This is a genomic window from Exiguobacterium sp. U13-1 (assembly GCF_001750115.1).
Lineage (GTDB): Bacteria > Bacillota > Bacilli > Exiguobacteriales > Exiguobacteriaceae > Exiguobacterium_A > Exiguobacterium_A acetylicum.
The window spans coordinates 1,216,141-1,234,298 of sequence record NZ_CP015731.1 but is presented as its reverse complement, the minus strand read 5'-3'; the positions used below and the strand labels follow the sequence as shown (position 1 = coordinate 1,234,298).

Here is an 18,158-nt window from a genome sequence, read left to right as displayed (position 1 = left end):
ACCTCCCTCATCTCTACCTTAAGTAGGAGAACGAGGAAGGTCTCGATCGTATCAAAATTAAATTAAACTAAATCAATCGTTTCTTCTAAAGCAAACGCATAGATGACCTTCCGTGTAATCTGAATATGAAGAATCGCTTCTAGCGCTTCTTGATACAGATTCAATTGGGTCGCATATCGTTCACGTAACACGTCTGCAGGTGTTTGTCCGACTTCCGTCGTAACGATTTGATCCGATTTATAATCGAGCAAGATATATGATTCTCCATCCTGAATCAAACAGTCGACGATTCCTTGCATGACTGCGTCATCCACTGGACCTGTCCAATCTTTCCGGAAACGCGATGCCCCGATCTTATAAGTGAATGGCAACTCACGATAGACGTGGTTCGTCCGTAATCGTTCGCTGAACAATTGTCCGATTTCAGAGTCGAGGAACCCTTGTAACTGTGCTGTCGCTTCCCGCATCGTCGTCGCTTCAATCGGCGTAATGCGTTCCGTTGCTTCCCACTGATCAATTTGATGCGAAATCGATTCGTCCGGTTCATACAATTGCATCGCTAAGTGTAAGACCGTTCCTCGTTCCGCCCCACTGAGAACTGGTCCGAGGAATTGAGGCGTTCGGTAATAGGTCGTCTGGCGATATGTCGTTTCAAATGCTGCACGTTCCAGCTGTTCCGCTCGCTTCAGTTCCGTGACGGTCTGTTTTGCTGCCGTCTCTGTCGCAAGCGCATGCGGATACTGATACGAAAATGCCGCTTCGACGATTTCTTTGACTTGCGAATTAATCGGCACATCGATTTTTTCAAGCTTCTGGACGTGTTCGAGTTGCTCCACGAGTGTTGAGATTTCTTGATACGGTGCTAACTCCTCTAAAGACATCACGCGAATCGACCAATCCGTCTCATCCGGACGTAGTAAACTACTGCGTAAAACTGCCGGAACGACCCATTCTGCATAACTCTTCGCTTGGCGCCGGTCATTTTCAGGTAGTAAGACTTCATCTGGTGGCGTCATCTGCCAAGTCGCCATTTGATCTTCTAAATCCTTGACTGTGCCGACGAGAATCAACTTTTCCTTCGCTCGAGTCATCGCAACATACAAGACGCGCATCTCTTCCGCCTTCATCTCTCGATCCATTTCCCGGCGAATGACTTCTTTCAGAAGGGTCCCAGATCTTAAACGACGAATTGGATCAATCGCATCTAGGGCAATGCCATACGTCTTATGCAACTGAATCGCTTGCATCTGATCCTGTTTGTTGAATTGCTTCGTCAATTGGCTGACGATCGTCACAGGGAACTCGAGTCCTTTTGATTGGTGGATCGTCATGATGCGAACGACGTCCTCGTCTTCTCCAAGCGAACGGGCTTCTGCGAAGTCTTCTCCTCGTTCAATTAATCGATTGATCAGACGAAGGAAACGATATAATCCACGATAACCGGACGTCTCATATTGCTTCGCTCGCTCATATAAGGCGTTCAAGTTGGCTTGACGACTTTTTCCTCCGGCGAGACAGCCGACGTACTCAAAATAGCCGGTCTGATCAAAGAGCGATCGAATGAAAGCCGGAAGAGCACTCCCACGCGCTTCAGTTCGCCATGATTGAATCTGACGGATGATTTCATCTATTCGAATCCCGAATGATGATTCCTCTGCCGCCATCGCTAGCGCTGCCTCATAAAAGCTTCCTTCTTTTTGTTTTGCTCGAATCCGTCCTAAATCTCGATCTGCCACTCCAAAAATCGGCGATCGTAACAGACTCGCGAATGGAATATCTTGAAGTGGATTATCGATCGTCTTGAGCAATGCCATCATGATTTGAATTTCCGTCGCTTGGAAGTATCCGCCCGTCGTATCCGCATAGACCGGAATCTCATACTGTTCGAGCACTTCGACAAGCGCTTGGACACGCTTACCACGCGACCGTGCTAAGACGACGATGTCGCGGTATTCACAGGTCCGGAATCGGTTTGCTTTCGCATCGTAAATTAGATGTGGATGCATCGAATCAACGAGTTCTAAAATTCGTGTTGCAATCGCTCGTGCTTCAACCTCTTCTTTTTCACTATCAAGTGGATCAATCAAAAGTAATTCAGGCGCCACTTGCTCCGATTCGAGATAACTCAGATTCCCGAGTCGAAGGTGCGCGGCTTCATCGTAATCAATCTCCCCGACGGTCTCATCCATCACTTGGCGGAAGATTTGATTTGTTCCATCCAGCACCTCAAGACGACTCCGGAAGTTTTTTGTTAAATCGATCCGTGTTCCCACGTCGGTCTGTTGGAATCGTTTGAATTTCTCAAGGAACAATCCTGGCTCTGCATGACGAAATTTATAGATGGATTGTTTGACATCACCGACCATGAATAGATTTCCTGTCGCCTCATCCGTTTTCGAGACCAATTGGATGATGCGTTCCTGAACCTCATTCGTATCTTGATATTCGTCAACGAGTACTTCGACGAAGCGTTCCTTCAGAAGTTTTGCCACGTCTGACGGTTGTCCTTCGTCCGTCAAAATCTCTAATGCAAAATGTTCAAGATCCGAAAAATCGACGATACCACGTTGTTGTTTCGCTTCAAGATAATCACTTGCAAATTGACGTACGAGTGTTACGATCGTTTCCACATGTCGAAGCTGCGATCGTAAGTCTTCTAAATAATCAACACCAGTCTTTTGGACGAATAGCTCTTTCATTTTCTTGAACTCCGCTACGAGTCGCGTCCGCTCTGCTTGAAACGGCTTGATTCCTTCATCCCCGCGTGGACTCTTCCAGCGACCGAACTCTACTGCTTGAAAAGCAAGCGCAACCATCGACCATTGGCGTGCTGACGTCTCAAGTGAGGTAAAAGGAGCAATGTCCTGTCGCATCATTTTTCCCATTTCCGCATAACCAGACTGCTCCAGCTCAAAAGCAAGTTCTCGGTAACGTCCCAATACATTTGAGAGACTTTCCCACTCTAATTCGACTAGTCGTTGCATAAGTGGAGAATCATCCGGATCAATTGGCTGATCGTACTGACTGATTAAATGTGCATAAAAGGCTTCCGGATCCGGTAAGGAACGGGAAAACCGATAGAGATTCGAAATCAGTGTCAGCATCGCTTGATCATCCCGATCTGACGTATAACTATCAATCAAATCATAGAATCCCGGGTCCTCAGAAGCATAAAAGGACTCAAAGACCGCTTCTAAGACATCGTCTTGTAATAACAGTAATTCAGATTCATCGGCAATTCGAAACGCAGGATCCAGACCAATCCGGTAATAATTTTCGCGGAGAATCGACAAACAGAACGAATGAATCGTCGTAATTTGTGCCCGGTTCATCAATTGACGCTGTTTTTTCAAATACAAATCGTCCGGTGCCTCTTTGATGCGCTGATCCATGACCTCGATGACCCGCGTCTTCATCTCACGTGCTGCCGCATTCGTAAAGGTAGCAACTAGAATTCGATCTGCCGACAACTCATCTTTGGGATCAATCAATCGTTGCGTCAGCCGTTCGACGAGGACAGCTGTCTTCCCTGATCCGGCTGCCGCTGAGACTAGGATATGTCCACCTCTAGCTGAAATGGCTTGTTGTTGTTCTTCCGTCCAACGCACGCTCATTCTTCTTCCTCCTTCAACCGTTCCAGTACCTCTTTTTCAGACATCGTCTTTAATGGGCGATACTGATTCCCAAGCGATTCATCGAACTGACAGACTGAACGATACTCACAAAAACTACACGGAGTCCGCTCTTGATAATCAAATGGATTGATAGCGATATCCCCATCATAGATGTCTTGACTGCTGTCTTTTAGTGCCTCCCATGCATGATCCATCAGCGCTGATAAATCTTCCTCCTGTACGACACCTTTCGTCTGCGTCTTATGCAGTCCGTTTTTCGTGAATGTCACTTTGACAAGCGGTGATTTTTTTCGTTCATCGTACGCAATATGATCCATCGCTCGTAGTACTTCGTCATTCTCGAGGATGACGCCTTGCATTTGATAGGACTCGAGTAACAGTCGGTTGCGTTCTTCTTCGTCAGCCGATAAATCGCCCCGCAACATGGGGTTTTTGACGTGGAAATATAACGCACCAGCTGGTTTTGCCTGCTGTTGATAAAGCAGCTCCGACTGTTCCACGACCGTCTTCAAATACAACAACATCTGAATCGCAAGCCCATAATAGATTTCCGCAAAATCAAGTCCTCGAGCACTTGATTTATAATCAATGATTCGAACGTATAGCTGATCACCAATCGTCGCCTGATCAATCCGGTCGATGCGACCCGTGAATTCAATTTCTGTTCCATCCGGCAATGTAAAGCGTAATGGTGGGAACGTCGCGTTCCCAAAACTGATTTCAAATAAGTCAGGTTCAAAATCTGTTCGTTTTGCTTGTTCAACAAGCATTTTAGCTGTTTGTTCGACGACATCCGTCAATTTTTTCTTGATATACCCGAACCGACTCGAACTCATCAAAATCGCATTCTGAATTTCAGGTGTCACCTTTTCAACAGCTTCCTTCGCAAGTGTTCCGCACGTCTCGCCATCGAGCTCGCGCCAGTGTCGTCCAGAAGCTTTAATACTGAGCGACAGATCATTCAGTGCACCGTGGAACAGATTCCCAATGTCCGGTGCTTCGAATTTATACAGTTTTCGCTCGCGTAAACGAAGGCCGTATCGTGCAAAATGCTTATACGAACAGGCATTATAGGTCTCAAAACGCGAAACGCTTGCTTGCAGTGACTCACCATATAAACGATGCGCCAATCCTTCCGGCAAGGCTTCCGCTTGATTTTGATAGAACAAGGCATTCGAGAATAATCCCATCCGTTCACGTCCCTGTCCGTTTTCGAGAAGCGTATTATACACTTCGAACCAAATTGGCTGGATCGGATAACGTCGTTGCAGACGCCGGAGTTCAATCGCTGTCGCTGCTGCCGCGCGATCTGGGCTCGTCACGAAATCAAGTTGTTCTTGCGGTGCATGTTCTCCAGCTTCTGCAAAGTGTGTTTTGATCGGACGATCGAGCAACAGTTGTCGCTTTAATTGTTTTGTGATCGCTGCCGGCTGAAGCGCCTTTCCTTCTTCATCGACAAGTGCGTAACTAACATACAATGCTTCACTTGGAGCCATCATCCCTTGATACAGGTAAAACAGCTCATCATCAAACACGTCAAGAGACGCTTTTCCAACCGGAATACCATGTTCATGTAAGAAGTCATGATCATTTTCGGACAGTAACTTTGATTGATCTTGAACGAACGGAATCAGACCATCATTCGCTCCCAGTAAAAAGACGACTTTCACTCGTTGTAATCGTCCACGGACATAGTCCGTCGCGATAACTTGATCAAGCGATGGAGGAACAAGTGCAAAACGAAGGCTCTCAAGTCCTGTCTCGACCATCTGAACAAACAGTTCCGTTGACAAGGTATGCTCAGGCGCAGCAGCTTCTAGCTGTTCGAATAGATGGAGTATCGCTTCGTACACTTGATCGTGCTCTCGAGCAACAAGTAACTGATCCTGCTCTAGTGCCTGCTTACGCCATTCCATTAAACGTTCTGCAATTTTTTGTTCTTCAAGGAATTGATAAAGACCTTTCGTATACGCGCTCATTGTCTTTGCCTGCTTCAACCGACGGTGCAATGGTTCAATCAAGTCGACGACGAAGGTTCGTAAATCGTTCAGTTCTTCTTCTTGCGCAAGCTCTTCTTCCGTTAAGCGAACTTCCTCTGCTAGGCGTCGCTTTAATTGCCATGGTTGTTGCCACATCGATCCTTTGATGCCGCGTTCGAGCACGAACGTCTCGAAACGATCGAGCGCTAGACGCGCATCTTCTGCTGGAATCGGCAAGAGCTCCGTCTTCAGTAAACGAAAGACTGTTTCTTCCCGATAACCCGACGTCACGATGTCTAAAGCAGATTGAATCAAGTCAATGAGCGGATGATGAACCATCGACTCACGTTGATCCAAGAAATACGGAACATCGTACATGTGGAAGGCTCGTTCCAAGTGATCCGCATACGGCTCAAGATGTCGCACGACGAATGCCATTTCATGAAAACGATACCCTTTTTGTCGAACGAGTTGAATCGCTTTCCGCACGGCTGATTCTGCTTCGACTTGACGGTTAACTGCAGCTGTCATCTGAAAGCCGTCAACGTCATGATCGACAGCGGGATATCCCGGCTTCAACAAGGCCTGCTCCAAATGTCGTAGCCCTTCTGATTGAAACTTGATTGGTTGATCGTACAAGATTTCTTCGTATGGAATCGACAGCTCCTGCATCTGACCGATCAACTGCATGTAGCATCGCTGAGACACACCAAAAGAGGTTTGTTTCGCATAAGGATCCGTTGGGTCCATCGTAAAACTAATATGCATTTCAGCCACTTGTTGCATCAAGGCGAGCAGTACTTGTTGTTCCTGAAGCGAAAATTCATAAAATCCGTCGACGATGATCGTCGCTTGATCCAGTCGTGCTTTTGGAAGTAATTCAAGTAACGTCGTATAGTAATCGTCCGCATGGAGTGCTTTATCGACGATGCGTTCCGTAAAGCGCTCATAAATCAAAGCAAGATCGTTCAATTTCGGTGACCGTTCGAGAGAACGATCACTCACTTGACGCAACATATCTGGTTCAATCAGCGAGCGTTTAAACGACGCGATGAGCTCATCAAGTCCTTGGAAAAATCCTGGCATGTTTTTAGTTCGTTTAAAAATCTTCAGTTCGTCTTCTGATTCCTCGACGACCTGTCGCAGTAATAGCTGTGTCCCTGTCTCATCGAGAAATGGAATCGCTTGATTCCCGTAATCGCGTAAGATATGAAACGCAAAGCGCCGTAGACTCATGACCTCAAGACGAACAAGACCTGCTATCCGGTCATCTGTCGCAATCCGCCGCTCCATTTCAAATGACATCTGATCCGGAACGATGAAATACATCTTCTCCCCTAGCGGTCGTTGCTCGAGTTCTTGTACGACGCGCTCGATCAATTGTGTCGTTTTCCCACTACCGGCACGACCAATATGCATATGGTTCATCAAGAAAACCTCCTCCTCGTTTTTTCTTTACTATCAGTATCTCACAAACAAGAACAAATGTACTGTTTTTGGCGCATGTCTTCTAAGTATAAATTTGCTATAATCAGGACACATCCTATGTAAGGCAGGTGATGCTTCTTGTCACTTTACGAAACCATCGGAGGCGAGCATATACTCACATCCTTGGTTCGCTCGTTCTATCATCAAGTCTACCATGATTCACTGTTGCGACCGTTATTCCCTGAAGATCGACAACGTGTCGAACAGGCACAACTCGTCTTCTTGATCCAATTGACAGGAGGACCGCGCGACCCGGATCAACCGCCGGCGAGTTTAGCGATGATTCACCGGTTATTACCGATTCAAAAAGAACATGCCATCCGTTGGTTGGAACTGATGGAAGTAGCTTCTCTTGATACGATTCCAAATGAAGAAGCACGACTCCAACTACTCGAGCGATTACGAATTGGCGCGATGAATGTACTACGCGTTTGTGAAGCACACCAGATGGACTGAGGGATTTTTCTTTCTCATCTGTCCATTTCCATGTAAAATAATAATTGGAGGCGATAAAACATGACGGAAGAACAAGAACAACGACCTGAACTCGTAAAGAATGCGATCGAGCAAGCAGAAGCATCGACGAACGAGGATGACACGCTCGAGGAAGAGCAAACCGAAGAACAAAAAAAATTGGATCATATCAAAGGTCTCGTAACACTTGAACGTGGATCTGATTACTATCGTGTCGTTTTTTATGACGACCATAAACACTTGATTTTCAAGGAACTCGATTACGATCGTGTCGACTTCGTAGGTCGTTTCTACAATGATAGCTTTGATCCGACAAACTTGACGGAACTAGAAGAAATCGCAGACAAAGCACTCTCGACTTCTTTACGAAAACGATTCTTATAATGCATGAAATAAGCCATCCTCCGATTGGAGAACGGCTTATTTTTTATTGATCAGATTGTTTTTTCTTCCGACGAAGAACGTAAGCAAGAACGCCACCTGCGACAGCGATCCCTGTTGCCGCCAAAATCGGTAATAAGACCTTTTTGTTAGATGCTAGTTTTTGTTTGACTTGCTCAAGGCGCGACTCATTCGTCTCCTTCAAGGCGATAGATGTCCGACGGTTCATCGTGACGTGTTTCGCAGCATCCGTCACGACGATGCGTTTCGTGACCCAACGGCGATTTCCAGCATCATCGACGACCAATTGTCGTGCCCGTTTAATTCCTTTGATTCGTTTACCCGGTGTATTTTCCGGACGCACGATGCGAGAACTGATAAAGCGTCTGCCTCCAGTCGCACCAAATCCAGGCTGTAGTTTTCGGCGATTTAACCATTCGTATGATTCATTCATCGTGTCGCGGTAAAAGTTACCGCTTCACCTCCCTATGATTTCTCTCTCTACTGTTTCTCCTTACGTAAGTAAGATTCCTGTTATGTGTTTCCACTTTTCACCGATTCTTAAACTCCGGCAACTGAAAACGACGTTGCATTTCATACGCCAGTTCCAGCGTTTTAATCCGTTGTCGCTCGATGCTGTACGCAGATGCATCGGTATCGATACATTGCCCGGTCTGAAATTCGACTTGTACTTTACCCGATTTTTTCTGAACAGTCTTCATCTGTTTAAAATTAATCCAAATACATTCTGCCTTTTCTTTTGCGGTCGTTGGAAAGAAAATCGTCTGTGCTTGCCAATCCACTAAAACAGGTGTCTTTCGGTTCGGACCAAGAATATGCCGCGCTGCTTCAATTCTTCCACGCATCGACGAACCAAAATACAAACAGGATTCTTCAATCAACTTAATGGGATGACCATCTAAAATACTTTCAGAATGTTCCTTGATGACGAGTGTCTGCGGTTCACCGTATTGACCGTATCGCGGGATCAAGGCTAACGTTTCTTCCGTGATTGGGTATGACATCTCCTTCGCTCCCTTCCTGGATTATATTGGTTATATCAAACTTCCTTTTGCCTTGCATGAACGGAACGATTATTTCCTAACGAAAAAAACGAGATCCAAAGATCCCGTTTTTAAAATTCTTTTGGTTTTTTTTCCTCTTGCACAATAAAATGACGTGGGAAATTAAAAATCACACAAACTTTTCCAACTCCATTTCCCGCAGAACGGTTTTCGATTGCGACCGTTCCATCATGACGCTCAACGATCCGTTTGACGATATAGAGACCAAGCCCAAACTTTCCTTCCTTGCCACGTGAGAATTGATGGAACAGTGGCGAGGAGGCGTCAAGCGGTGGTCCGTCATTTTCGATTTCGATATGCACCTGATCCGCTGTTCCGGACAATCGGATATCGATTCGTGTTTCGGCATAACGAATCGCATTGTCCATGACATTTTCTAGCGCAACACGTAACTGCTCTCCTTCACCAAGAACAATTCCTGCTTCTCCGCTGACATGCCATTCCAGTGACTTCGTTCCAGAAAAGCGATTTTTCAACAGATGCACCATCCGGTCGATGTCAACATTGTCCCAGGTCGAACGATCGAGCTCGAAATAGTCGAGCTTCGTGACATAAAGTAGAGCCGCGACTTTTTTCTCTAACCGCTCCGCCTCTTCATCAATGACGGATACGGATCCGGTCAAATCACCATCTGGATAAATCCCGTCTGAGATGGACTGGGCATAACTTCGAATAACCATGATTGGCGTTTTCAAATCATGGGAGATGTTTTGAAGTAATGATTTTTGTGCCTTATCCTGCTTTTCAAGATCCATCCGCATCGCATCGACGGATCGTGCGAGTCGTCCGATTTCATCCCCGCGGTCAAGCGGAAGTGGTGTATCCCATTTTTGAGCCGCGATTTTACCGACCGCTCCCTCGATTTCAACGAGTGGTTGTGTCAAACGTCGTGCTAACCAAAACGCAATGAATAGCGTAAAGATACTTCCGATGATGACGACGAATCCGATTTTCGAGAATAACTGCGTAATCAGTTCTTGTCGATACGCATCCCAAACATAGGAGACACGATAGTACGTTTCACCACTATCCTCGATTTTTCGAATACTGTAGTAGACATCTTCTTTATCAAGACGCGTCGTATACTTTGCCGTAACTGTTTTTTGATCAATCGCATCACGGTACATCTGATTGATCAGCTGTTGTGGCGCTCCACCGTAATAGAGCTTTCCGTTTTTAGAAAGAAGTAGGATATTCACAGAACGGGACTCCTGTTTCCGGCGGTCAAATTCAATCGGATTATCTTGAAGCATCTCGATGACGGAAGCATCTTTCGAGAAGAAGACTTCGCTATTCTCAAGTGTCGCATAGACCTGTTCATCGATGAAATTTCCGATCGATGACCGGATGACCAGGAGAATGACCGCAGAAAGCGTGACGATGACGAGCAGAAACATCGCCCAAATCTGGAATCCAAGACTGCGGTTTTTCATGCAGACACCAAGCGATAACCGATACCGTAAATCGTTTCGAGCTCAAGCTTCGATAATTTTTTACGGACGCGACGAACGAGATCATCGACGACTCGGTCTGAACCGAAATAATCGTCACCCCAGACGCTGACGAGAATCTGCTCGCGTGACATCGGCGTCCCAATTTGTGTGGCGAATAAAATCAATAGATCGTATTCTTTCGACGTCAAATCGATTTCTTGACCATTCTCTTCGATGATTCGTTTCTCTGGATAAATCATATAATCACCGTATTGGATGACACCACTCTTTGGTGTCGCATACGTTCGTGCCAAAATCTTTTTGACGCGGATGACGAGTTCTCGCGGAAGGAACGGTTTTGCGATGTAATCGTCCGATCCCATCTCAAGACCAATGATTTTATCGATATCCTCATCCCGAGCCGAGATGAAAATGACAGGTGTCGTCTCATCATGTGCCTTGATCCGTTTAATCAATTGAAAACCATCCATATCCGGTAGCATGATGTCTAAAATCCATAAGTCAGGCTTTTCAACGATGGCAGAGGCTGCCGCCTCACCAGACGTAAACGATTTCACCTGCCATCCTTCTTGCTCCAAATATTTCACGAGTACACGATTCAAGTTCACTTCATCATCAACTAAATAGATTGTATGCATGGCTCTCACTCCTCGACTAATGTGCTTTGTTTCAGTGTATCAAAGGAATTCCGCAAAATTATGGGAGAGTGGATAATAATTCAAAAAAACCTTTCTTTTCAAAAGAAAAGAAAGGCGAAGTCGTAAATTTTCTATTATTTGACGAGACGGAGCGCTGGATACGCTACTTGCTCGTTCTTTGAAGTCACAGTTGTTGCCTGTTGACGACGTTCCATTTTTACGACGTGCGTCAAGAATCCAACGCCGCCTCCTAGCAATACCGTTACACCCGTCATTAATAGAATCTCCATTTTCTTCGCCACCTTTTCCATCGCAATTGATAATCAGTATCATCCTCAAACTGACTATAGCATGCTCAATCGAAAATGAGAAGCGTTCTCATGAAATTAATCGTCTAAAAACTTTTTTTGTTCCAGTTCATGACGTTTTCGGATGATTTCCTTCCAATCGAATTGTCCTTGTTCGAGTCCATTGATTAAAATTTCAGCAGTTCCAACATTCGTCGCAAGCGGCAGATCGTATACGTCGCATAATCGAATGAGTGCCGAGACGTCCGGTTCATGTGGTTGCGCCGTCAGTGGATCCCGTAAGAAGATTACGATATCGATTTTCCCTTGCGCCACGAGAGCGCCAATTTCCTGATCACCACCGAGTGGACCTGACTTACAGCGATGGACGTGCAAGTCGGTTGCTTCCATGATTCGTTGTCCGGTCGTTCCTGTCGCATACAATGTATTTTTCTTGAAGAATGCGGCGTAAGCTCGTGTAAAGCCCATCATCTCATCCTTTTTTTCATCGTGTGCAATCAATGCGATGTTCATCTGTATCCCCTCCTTCTTGTCTATGCACAGAAAAAGAACTTCAGAAACCTGAAGTTCTTGATTCCACTCATGAATTCGTCGGTTGTTTCTTCAATACGGTCCGTAAAATCTTTCCGGTCGTATTACGAGGTAATTGATCGATGAACTCAATCTGTGTCGGACATTTATATTTTGCGAGTGATGTAGCACAGAACGCCTGTGTTTCCTCTTTTGTCATCGTCTCACGGGCAACGACAAATGCTTTGACAGCCTCGCCCATCTCCTCGTCCGGTATGCCGATGACGGCTGCTTCGATGACATTTGGATGTTGATAAAGCACTTCTTCGACCTCACGTGGATAGACGTTGTAACCACCGACGATGATCATGTCCTTTTTGCGATCAACGATATAGAAGTATCCATCCTCATCTCGACGAGCTAAATCACCCGTAAACAGCCAGCCGTCGCGTAACGTCGCTTGCGACTCTTCCGGCATCTTGTAATAACCCGTCATGACGTTCGGTCCACGAACGATCAATTCTCCGACTTGACCATCTGGTAATTCCTGTCCGAGTTCATCGACGACTTTGTTTTCGACATCGACGATCGACGTACCAATCGATCCTGGTTTCTGAATACCATTGACCGGATTGAAACAAGTGACGGGTGATGCTTCCGATAAACCGTATCCTTCGAGGATATGACACTGGAACGTCCGATCAAACGCTTCAAGAAGCGGCACTGGAAGACTCGCTCCCCCTGAGACGAACAAACGTGTTGATTCAAAATAGGTCGCATATTCTGGATGGGCCTTCACGGTTTGAAGTAAGAAATTATACATCGTTGGCACTCCCGCGAAGATTGTCACCTGTTCTTTTTTCGCTAACTCGAACGTCTCCTGTGGTGAAAAACGTGAAGCAATGATGATTGACGCTCCATGTGCGAGTGAAGCATTGACGACGACCGTCAAACAAAAGACATGGAACATCGGTAACACAGCAAGTGTTCGATCGCTACTAGATACATGTAGATAATCTCCAATCGAGCGCGCATTTGATGTCAGATTACGGTGGGATAACATCGCACCTTTTGGTTTTCCTGTCGTTCCACTCGTATAGAGAATGACAGCGATGTCGTCCAGTTCATTCGTCACTTCTGTCAAGGGATGTTCGATTTCGAGCCAGCGATCGAGCGTGATGAACGTCACTTGTTGATGTGTTTCGTTTGGTCCTTCTTGATCCGCGTAAGGAACAGAGACAACAATCTTGAGATTCGGTAAATGCACGAGACGATCTTTTGCAGCTTCGACGAGCGGCGCAATGCCTAAAATCCCCTTCACATCACCGTTCATCAGGATATACCCGATCTCATCCGGTGTATATGTAGGGTTGATTGGAATCGCGATTGCCCCTTGTTTCATGATGGCGTAATATGCCACTAGGAATGCTGGGCTATTCCCTAAGATCAGCGCGACATGATCGCCTTTTCGGATTCCGTTCGCTTCAAGCGCACCGGCTGCCCGGTGAAACTTCTCGACGAACTCACGATAGCTGATTTGCGTGTCCTCAAACACATACGCGGTTGAGTCCGGATGTGTTCGAGCGGTTTCTTCGACGGATTGAATCAATCCAAGCATGAGCAAAATTCCCCTTTCGAATGAATGACTATTCATTTTTTGCGTAAAAAAAATCCATACGTAGTCAAAAGCGACCGTATGGATAGTGTAACACTTTTTGGAAACGTTTTCACCGAGTTTCTTTTTAACCGTTGACGATGACGCCACCGTTTAAATGAAGAACTTGTCCTGTCATATAACTTGAATCATTACACGCTAAGAAGACATATGCCGATGCCATTTCAGCTGGCTGTCCCGGACGATCCATCGGTGTATTCTTCCCGAATGTCTTGACCGATTCATGTGGGAACGTTTCTGTGATGAGCGGCGTCCAGATTGGGCCTGGTGCGACGGCATTAACACGAATTCCTTCTTTCGCTAAGTTCATTGAAAGACTCCGCGTGAAGCTGACGATGGCTCCCTTCGTCGCAGAATAGTCAATTAAAAGCGCGTTCCCTTCGTATGCCGTCGACGATGTCGTATTGATGATGGCAGAACCGAGTGAAAGGTGCGGTAGCGCAGCACGTGCAAGACGCATCATTCCGAAGATATTCGTCTTGAACGTCTTTTCCATCGACTCGTCTGTGATGTCCTTCAGACTATCTTCAGGTTTTTGCATGCTCGCATTATTGACGACGATATCTAAGCGACCAAAACGATCGATTGTTTTTTGGACGAGTGTTTCACAGTACTCCGCATCTCCGATATCCCCTTGAGAGAGCAGGACTTCGCCTCCTAGTTCCTCGAGACGTGCTTTTGTTTCTTCCGCGCCCTCTTGATCACCGTAGAAAGCGATGACGACTTTTGCACCTTCCCGGACATAAGCAATCGAGACAGCGCGTCCAATCCCAGAGTTTCCGCCTGTGACGATTGCTACTTTTCCTTCCAGTTTACCTGCTGCCTTATAATCATCACGCTCATAATATGGTAACGGTTGTTGATCCTCCGTTTTTGGTAACCCTTCTGAAATCCGTTCAAAATCAATAAAGTCCGTCAACGAACCTTCTAAAAAATTATCTTTATTATAGCCCATGAAAAAAACTCCCCCTATGCAGTTGATAGAAAGAGTTTTCCCATAAAGACTTACGCTAAAACGTCTAGGACCTCATCAAGTTCGACAGCCCCGAAATATTTTTTCAATTCATAGCGACCGAGCACTTCGCGAAGAGACGCACGGTCATAACGTGAACCTTCGAGCGCCCGTGCGATTTCTTCCGCATCTTCGACACCAAAGAAGTCGCCGTAGATCTTCGCTTCTTCAATGATGCCTTTTTTAACGTTTAATCGGAAATCAATCGTCCCGATCGGGAATCGTTTTTTATGGATGACATCGAATTTCGGCGATTTTCCGAAATTCCACTCCCAGTTGCCATAACGTTCTGCCGAGATGGCACGTACTTTATCCCAGTCCTCTTCTGTCAAAATATACCGTTCAATCTCTTTCCCTTCATAGATCGAAGCAAGGAGATGATCGACGAATTGTTCCATCGTCAATGGTTCTGACAGAAATTCCGAAATATTCGCGACACGGCTCCGGACTGATTTAATGCCTTTAGAGCGCATCTTCTCTTCACTGACGACAAGCGCATTGACGACTTCTTCAATGTTTGAATCGAGCATCAGTGTCCCGTGACTAAACATCCGGCCTTTAGTCGTGAACTGGGCATTCCCACTGATTTTCCGGCTTCCGACATGAATATCGTTTCGTCCGGATAACTCCGCTTCGACACCGAGTTTATGCAGCGCTTGTACAACCGGCTCCGTGAACTTTTTATAGTTGTTAAACGAATCTCCGTCATCTTTCGTCAAGAAACTGAAGTTCAAGTTTCCTTCGTCATGATACACAGCGCCACCACCGGAAAGACGACGGACGACGTGGATGCCGTTTTCCTCAACATACTTCAGATTGACTTCTTCGTTCGTGTTCTGATTTTTTCCGACGATGATCGACGGACCGTTGATATAAAACAAGAAATAGTCTTCTTCATTGACGTTCAGGTTGTTCAAGATGAATTCTTCAACAGCGAGATTGATTCGCGCATCGCGAATCTCAGGATGGAAGATGAATTTCATAAGGGTTTCGTGCTCCTTTGTGATGGAATCATAATTGATCAGTTACAGCCGTCAACACCACATGCGTCACCTTCAGCGATGACTTCAAGTGTTTGTTCTTGGCGAATTTTCGCGAAGACTTGTTCGAATGCCTCTACTGGTTGTGCGCCTGAAATGGCATATTTCCGGTCGAAGACGAAGAACGGTACACCACGAACACCGAGTTGTTGCGCCATTGCTTCTTCTTCTCGAACATCTGTCGCCAGTTCTTCTGAAGCGAGAAACGCTGTGACGTCTGCTTCAGCAAGTCCAGCATCTACTGCAATCCGTGTCAGAATGGTTGGGTCATTTAAATCTTCTCCATTCATGAAATACGCTGTGAACAAGGCTTCTGATACTGCATTCATCTTACCATGTTTTTTAGCGAATTGAGTCAGGCGATGAGCCTCGAATGTATTGGCTGGGATGACACGATCCATCTCATAGTGCAAGCCTTCCTGACGTGCCGTATCAACGACACCTTGCGACATATTCCGTGCTTGCTCGAGAGTCGTTCCATATTTTGAAGCAAGAATTTCGTATAATCCTTGCGTTGGTACTGCTGGTGCATCTGGATCGAGTTCAAAGCTTTTAAATTCGACCTCGACATCCAACTTTTCATTCGCAATCGCTTGTTCTAGGCGACGCTTCCCAATATAACAAAACGGACATGCATAATCCGACCATACTTCTACTTTCATCTGTGTTCTCTCCTTTTTGTGCGATATCATACTTTAAGCATAGTCGCCTCTAGGCAGAGTTGCAATCTTTCCGCCCAAGACCTCCTTGACTTCATACAAAAAAGAACCAAGACATTGCATCTTGGTTCTTTACCATTTTAAAACTTATTCTGTCACGAGTGCATGCGCTGCATCTTCGATTTCGATATCGAGTTCTTTCGTGTAAGCAGCTGTTTGTTCTGCAGTCCAGTTCAAGACAGATTTCATCTCTTTGATGACCGCGTCTTTGTGAGTACGAGCCCACGCGATGTCGAAGAAGACAGCGCCTGTACGACGGATGAAGAAGTCGATCGGACGAGCGACCATTTCATGTTCGATGCTGTAGTGGAGTTGTGCATAGACAGAACGTGGAAGAGCTGTCGTTGCCGCATCGTATGCTGCTGCATATTCAAGTACTTTCGGTAAGTTCGAACCGTAGCGTTTTGCAAGGAATTGAACTTCTTCTGTCGTTAGACCATTCGTTGCTGTTTGAGCTTTAAGGAATTCAGCAAATCCTTTTGCTCCGCCGACGTGTCCACCAGACATTGGCATGTTTTTCGTCGAACAACGTGCGTATGCGACGTTTTCTTCTTTTTTCAAAAGTTTAGCGACGAGATCAACGACGTGCTCGCCCATTTTACGGTATCCAGTCAATTTCCCACCAGCAATCGTGATGAGACCTGACTCAGATTGCCAAACTTCATCTTTACGAGAAATTTCAGAAGGATCTTTTCCTTCTTCATAAATCAATGGACGTACACCAGCCCAGCTTGATTCTACGTCTTCTGCTGTCACTTTAACCTCTGGGAACATATAGTGAATCGCGTCTAGGACGTAGTCTTGGTCTTCGACTGTGAACTTCGGATGTGCTGTATCTTTATCGAAGAACGTATCTGTCGTACCCACGTATGCTTTTCCATCACGTGGAATCGCGAAGATCATCCGACCGTCTGGTGTATCGAAGTAGACCGCTTGTTTGAGTGGGAATTTCGATTGATCGATGACGACGTGGACACCTTTTGTCAAACGAAGTTGTTTCCCGACTTTAGAGCCATCTTTTTCACGTAATTCATCGACCCATGGACCTGTCGCGTTGACGACTTTTTTCGCACGGATTTCATGCACGTCACCTGTCAAAAGATCCGTCACACGCATTCCGACGACTTTCCCAGCATCATAGATGATTTCTTCTGCTTTTGTATAGTTGACGACACGTGCACCGTGTTCAACCGCTTCTTTCATGACTTCGATCGTAAGACGAGCGTCATCCGTACGGTACTCGACGTAGTATCCGCCACCTTTAAGACCTTGTTGTTTGACGAGTGGTTCTTTTGCCAATGTTTCTTTCGCAGATAACATCGAACGCCACTCAGAACGTTTAACACCTGCTAAGAAGTCATAGACACGAAGACCGATCGACGTACTGAATGGTCCGAACGTACCGCCTTTATGCATCGGAAGCAACATCCACTCTGGTGTCGTGACATGTGGTCCGTTTTCGTAAACGATCGCACGTTCTTTACCGACTTCCGCGACCATTTGAACTTCGAATTGTTTTAAATAACGTAGACCACCATGGACTAATTTCGTTGAACGACTAGACGTACCGGACGCGAAATCCTGCATTTCGACGAGGCCAATCTTCATACCGCGTGACGCCGCATCGAGGGCGATCCCCGCACCTGTGATACCGCCACCTACGACGAGTAGATCGAGTTCTTCACGTGTTAATCGATTGTAGACATCTGCACGGTTTTTGCTTGAGAATGGTTGGTTAGCCATGAATAGTTCCTCCTGTT

Annotated in this window: 15 protein-coding genes; 2 read left to right on the top strand and 13 right to left on the bottom strand. The window is 46.0% G+C overall.

The genetic code is table 11. The annotated features are described in order from the left end of the window. Nucleotides 1–62: 62 nt before the first annotated feature. Nucleotides 63–3,614 (bottom strand): helicase-exonuclease AddAB subunit AddA, encoded by a 3,552-nt coding sequence (gene addA / locus ESP131_RS06300; protein ID WP_069940356.1) that lies wholly within the window; start codon nt 3,612–3,614, stop codon nt 63–65. Then, a complete protein-coding gene (gene addB, locus ESP131_RS06295; protein ID WP_047396264.1) occupies nt 3,611–7,042 on the bottom strand; it encodes a helicase-exonuclease AddAB subunit AddB in 3,432 nt (1,143 codons plus the stop codon). The genes addA and addB overlap by 4 nt, the downstream gene beginning before the upstream one ends. Before the next feature lie 138 nt (nt 7,043–7,180). Here addB and ESP131_RS06290 point away from each other — a divergent pair, with 138 nt between their 5' ends. Continuing rightward, nucleotides 7,181–7,558 carry a truncated hemoglobin gene (locus ESP131_RS06290; RefSeq protein WP_029340964.1) on the top strand — a complete coding sequence of 126 codons (378 nt, stop codon included), beginning with the start codon at nt 7,181–7,183 and terminating at the stop codon, nt 7,556–7,558. Between the two features lie 60 nt (nt 7,559–7,618). Continuing rightward, entirely contained in the window at nt 7,619–7,960 is a 342-nt protein-coding gene (locus tag ESP131_RS06285) for a hypothetical protein (protein WP_029340963.1), read from the top strand. A 43-nt stretch (nt 7,961–8,003) separates the two neighbouring features. On the opposite strand, the gene ESP131_RS06280 is transcribed toward ESP131_RS06285, so the two are convergent. The 11 genes from ESP131_RS06280 to ESP131_RS06235 all read right to left on the bottom strand — a co-directional run bounded on the left by ESP131_RS06280 (nt 8,004) and on the right by ESP131_RS06235 (nt 18,141). Continuing rightward, entirely contained in the window at nt 8,004–8,411 is a 408-nt protein-coding gene (locus ESP131_RS06280; protein WP_023467385.1) for a hypothetical protein, read from the bottom strand. 97 nt (nt 8,412–8,508) lie between these two features. After that, nucleotides 8,509–8,982 carry a competence protein ComK gene (locus tag ESP131_RS06275; protein ID WP_029340962.1) on the bottom strand — a complete coding sequence of 158 codons (474 nt, stop codon included), beginning with the start codon at nt 8,980–8,982 and terminating at the stop codon, nt 8,509–8,511. Between the two features lie 110 nt (nt 8,983–9,092). Further along, complete coding sequence (locus ESP131_RS06270) at nt 9,093–10,475, bottom strand: HAMP domain-containing sensor histidine kinase (protein ID WP_029340961.1); 1,383 nt, start codon at nt 10,473–10,475, stop codon at nt 9,093–9,095. After that, nucleotides 10,472–11,134: a response regulator transcription factor gene (locus tag ESP131_RS06265; protein WP_023467381.1), complete on the bottom strand. Its 663-nt coding sequence runs from the start codon at nt 11,132–11,134 to the stop codon at nt 10,472–10,474. The genes ESP131_RS06270 and ESP131_RS06265 overlap by 4 nt, the downstream gene beginning before the upstream one ends. Before the next feature lie 134 nt (nt 11,135–11,268). After that, nucleotides 11,269–11,424: a hypothetical protein gene (locus ESP131_RS16770; RefSeq protein ID WP_167507527.1), complete on the bottom strand. Its 156-nt coding sequence runs from the start codon at nt 11,422–11,424 to the stop codon at nt 11,269–11,271. Between the two features lie 96 nt (nt 11,425–11,520). Beyond that, nucleotides 11,521–11,955, bottom strand: coding sequence for a methylglyoxal synthase (gene mgsA / locus ESP131_RS06260; RefSeq protein WP_029340960.1), 435 nt, complete (start codon nt 11,953–11,955; stop codon nt 11,521–11,523). A gap of 67 nt (nt 11,956–12,022) precedes the next feature. Continuing rightward, a complete protein-coding gene (locus ESP131_RS06255) occupies nt 12,023–13,570 on the bottom strand; it encodes a fatty acid--CoA ligase family protein (RefSeq protein WP_047396260.1) in 1,548 nt (515 codons plus the stop codon). 124 nt (nt 13,571–13,694) lie between these two features. Beyond that, the gene (locus ESP131_RS06250) at nt 13,695–14,582 is read right to left on the bottom strand and encodes a glucose 1-dehydrogenase (protein ID WP_029340958.1); all 888 of its coding nucleotides are present in this window, start codon (nt 14,580–14,582) and stop codon (nt 13,695–13,697) included. Nucleotides 14,583–14,632: 50 nt separating this feature from the next. After that, the gene (locus tag ESP131_RS06245; RefSeq protein ID WP_023467375.1) at nt 14,633–15,622 is read right to left on the bottom strand and encodes a lipoate--protein ligase; all 990 of its coding nucleotides are present in this window, start codon (nt 15,620–15,622) and stop codon (nt 14,633–14,635) included. A 38-nt stretch (nt 15,623–15,660) separates the two neighbouring features. Beyond that, the gene (locus ESP131_RS06240) at nt 15,661–16,341 is read right to left on the bottom strand and encodes a DsbA family oxidoreductase (protein WP_029340957.1); all 681 of its coding nucleotides are present in this window, start codon (nt 16,339–16,341) and stop codon (nt 15,661–15,663) included. 144 nt (nt 16,342–16,485) lie between these two features. Then, on the bottom strand, nt 16,486–18,141 hold the full coding sequence (locus tag ESP131_RS06235; RefSeq protein ID WP_029340956.1) for a glycerol-3-phosphate dehydrogenase/oxidase: 1,656 nt from the start codon (nt 18,139–18,141) through the stop codon (nt 16,486–16,488). Between the last annotated feature and the right edge of the window lie 17 nt (nt 18,142–18,158).